This window comes from Vibrio sp. 378 (assembly GCF_033339435.1).
On the sequence record NZ_JAWOUO010000040.1, the window covers coordinates 1 to 3,456 of the forward strand.

4 protein-coding genes and 1 pseudogene are annotated in these 3,456 nt (G+C 39.8%); all 5 read left to right on the plus strand.

What is annotated here, in order from left to right; translation table 11 throughout:
* The first annotated feature begins 98 nt into the window (after window positions 1-98).
* The 5 genes and pseudogenes from R7Q48_RS23785 (at window position 99) to R7Q48_RS23810 (ending at window position 3,263) form a co-directional block, all read left to right on the plus strand.
* Window positions 99-662 carry a hypothetical protein gene (locus tag R7Q48_RS23785; RefSeq protein WP_143692585.1) on the plus strand — a complete coding sequence of 188 codons (564 nt, stop codon included), beginning with the start codon at window positions 99-101 and terminating at the stop codon, window positions 660-662.
* Between the two features lie 149 nt (window positions 663-811).
* On the plus strand, window positions 812-1,480 hold the full coding sequence (locus tag R7Q48_RS23795; protein WP_256903269.1) for a hypothetical protein: 669 nt from the start codon (window positions 812-814) through the stop codon (window positions 1,478-1,480).
* A gap of 266 nt (window positions 1,481-1,746) precedes the next feature.
* Window positions 1,747-2,082, plus strand: a pseudogene (locus tag R7Q48_RS23800) (zinc ribbon domain-containing protein YjdM).
* Between the two features lie 139 nt (window positions 2,083-2,221).
* Window positions 2,222-2,533 carry an antibiotic biosynthesis monooxygenase family protein gene (locus tag R7Q48_RS23805; protein ID WP_140140690.1) on the plus strand — a complete coding sequence of 104 codons (312 nt, stop codon included), beginning with the start codon at window positions 2,222-2,224 and terminating at the stop codon, window positions 2,531-2,533.
* A 130-nt stretch (window positions 2,534-2,663) separates the two neighbouring features.
* Window positions 2,664-3,263 (plus strand): hypothetical protein, encoded by a 600-nt coding sequence (locus R7Q48_RS23810; protein WP_054577357.1) that lies wholly within the window; start codon window positions 2,664-2,666, stop codon window positions 3,261-3,263.
* Window positions 3,264-3,456 lie beyond the last annotated feature (193 nt).

The window sequence follows — 3,456 nt, forward strand, 5'->3', positions numbered from 1 at the left end:
TATGCGTTAGGTTTAGTGGTTAAGGTGGTATGCGGCGGCTTCGGTATTGCGTTGCTCACACCTTAACAGGGCGTTAGGCTTTTCGTAGGATAATCAGAATGTGGAATGATGTTGAACAATTAACTAAGTTTGTAAAATTTATCCCTTATGTTTTTATTTCACTAGGTTTTGTTGTGGCACTTTCGGGGCAGTTTGTGAAAGCTAAAGTGGAAGAGCGGGTTGTGTTCTTGAAACAAGATGCTGAAATTGCTCTCAAAAACACGGCGCCTGATTTGGATGTTACATTGGGTAAGTACGCACCAACAGGAGAGCTTGTACTACAGATTACCGCGAAAAATGATATTCCCTTTACATCAAGTTGGCATATCAAAACAACAAACAATGAAATAGTGTCAGGTATTCAGTTAGAAAAGCCAGTAAGTACACCAACTCCAGAACAACGAATATTCTTATTCAAAGCGGTGGTTGACGTAAGTAAGATAAAAAACAATTACCTAGAGTTAGACTACTTTTATGAATCTAAATATTCCTCTGAGCTTAATCAACCGCAAAACTTAAAGGGAACAATCACCAGAAAATACTTTTACGTAAACGGTGAAGTTTTTCCAGTAGAGCAGTTCCAGAACACAATAGGTCCGAAATCACCTGAACCACAAGCCTAACAAACTGTTCAAGAGGGATTCGCAACGCGTGGCATTTTCATTATGCGTTGGTTTTAGTGTTTAAGGTGGTATGTGGCGGCTTCGGTATTGCGTTGCTCACCCCTTAACAGGGCGTTAGAACTTACTACTGAAAAATCATAGAGCGAGAAATGAAAGAGTTACTTTTATTATCAGCTTTGCTATTTGGAGCAAACGTTTTAGCACAAGAAAAAATCGACCTTGATAGCTCCTATTGGGAAATCGTTCCTAATGGTCACACTATAATTGAGGCTATACATGGTGACCTAAATGGAGATGGTAGAGACGATATTGTTTTGATGATACAAGGTACAGACCAAAACAAAATGGTCACTGATGAGTACCGTGGTCAGTTAGATCTCAACCGAAGAGGAATTATTGTTGCTTTAAGAAATAACGACAAGTACGACGTCGTTGTTGAAAATGACAATTGCTTCTTTTCTGTTGATGAAGAAGGAAGGGCTGAAGAAATCTTAATGAGTATTACAAAAGGAAACTTACATATTGATTTTTTAGATGGTCGATTTGAGAACCAGTGGAGTTACAACTTCCGTTACCAAGATTCAGATCTTGAGTTAATCGGTTATGACGCAATGGCTAATCGAGGTCCTAGAGTGGGGGTAGTTACTAGTATTAATTACCTGACAAAAAAGATGCTCACTACAGAAAATGTTAGTGAGCTTGATGATGATGTCCCAATATTTAAAGAGAAGTGGTCAACCTTTGTTCTTGAACACAGATTTAAGTTAAGCCAAATCAGCGACTTTACTGAATTTGGTGATGGTGTACGAAATAGATAGATCCGCAGTGAGACGTAATTCTAACAAACTGTTTAAGAGTGATTCACAACGCGTGGCATTTTTACTATACGTTGATTTTAGTGTTTAAGGTGGTTTGCGGCAGCTTTTGTATTGCGTTGCTCACACCTTAACAGGGCGTTATGGCTTTCGGAATAATTCGAGTTAGGTAGCACAGTTGGTATTACTAAATATAGTGCCATGCCTCTCGCTAATCGAGCGTTATCAACTTATCATATATCAACTGTTAATCGAAAAGTTGAAAGTTTATGTCATTCCCTCCTTGACCAAATTGTCAGTCTGAGTATGTGTATCAAGATCAAGCTAACTTGGTTTGTCCGGAGTGTGCGTTTGAGTGGAACCCTGATGAAGTTGCCCAAGATGAACTTATTAATGTTAAGGATGCAAATGGTACTTTGTTAGCCGAGGGTGACAGAGTTACTTTGGCAAAAGATCTTAAAGTTAAAGGTAGCTCCCTGGTGTTGAAAATCGGTACAAAAGCAGTTGTCAGGCGTATTTTTGATAGTAAAGACCACCAACTCGACTGCAAGGTCGATGGTGCTGGAGAAATGATGGTAACAGCGGCGTTCGTGAAAAAAGCTTAGGCTCGCGAAGTTAAGTATCGCCATAACAAAGCATTTAAGAGTGATTCGCAACGCTTGGCGCTTTCGCTTCGCTCAAGTATAGCCAAGCGCTGCTCACACCTTAATGCGGCGTTATAACCACGGCATAAATGGAGTATGTATGATAGCAAGGGAATGGAAAGCTACTTGCCCTAAAGAATATAAAGAAGGGTTTATTGCATACCTGTACGAGACAGGAATCAAAGATACATCTAATACACAAGGTTTTCTCGGTGCTCAAATTCTAAATCGAGATTTAGGCGATATTGCAGAAATCACGTTGTTGACCTACTGGGAAGATCTTGAATGTATTAAAGCATTTTCTGGTGAAGACATCAGTGTTGCCAAGTTGTATCCAGAGGATGAAAAGTACAAACTGAATCCAGATCGTCATGTTAGCCACTATGAAGTCTGTGAGAACATGTGGTTATAACAAACAATTTAAGAGTGATTCAGCACGCTTGGTATTTTCGGTTTGGGTTAAGTTTAGTGGTTAAGGTGTTCAAATTGAGTGTTGTGGATGCGTGCTTCACACCTTAATTGGGCGTTAGTACTACGAGGTAATGATGAAATCTAAGGAAGCTAAGGTCATTGTATTAGCAGGGCTATTTATAGTAATAGTTTTTGCTCTGTATACGTGGCATTTCCCTGGAGGTCTTTCAACGGATCATACCCGTTGGGCTGAGTTTGGAAGCTATTTCGGTGGAGTACTTGGTCCAGTATTGGTGTTCTTCTCGTTTTTGTTTTTAGCTCGACAAATTGAATTACAGCGTTCAGAGATGAAACTCAGCGCTCAAGAAGCCGAGCTTAGGTACAGAGAAGACTATATTTCTCGAAACCTTCATTTGTTAAAAATGCAGTTGGATGAACCTGTAAACGAAGAGCCTTTTCGAACTCTCATTCTTTCTATTTTTCGACAGCCGGAGGTTAAAGTAGATGATAATCTGTTTAAGTTAGGAATGTTAGCTAAAGCGGAAGCACTTATTACGTGGGTAAATATATCTATAGCTTTAACTCGTATAAAGTACGTCAGTCAGGAAAGGTATAACGAGCAATTAGTCCTCGTGATAGTAACGGTCGGTAATGAGTTAAGTGTTGCGTTGGATTATGTAGTGACTGCTGCCACGGAAATTTCAATGGAACAGCACTTCAAAAACAAGTAGTACTAACAAACTGTTCAAGAGGGATTCGCAACGCGTGGCATTTTTATTATGCGTCGGTATTAGTGTTTAAGGTGGTATGCGGCAACTTGAGTATTGCGTTGCTCACCCCTTAACAGGGCGTTAGTTGCCAACGAGGAAAACGCAGCTAAAGCAGAATGTTTAGAGTTAAAGTCAGTGTGTTTTTGGTTGGGTT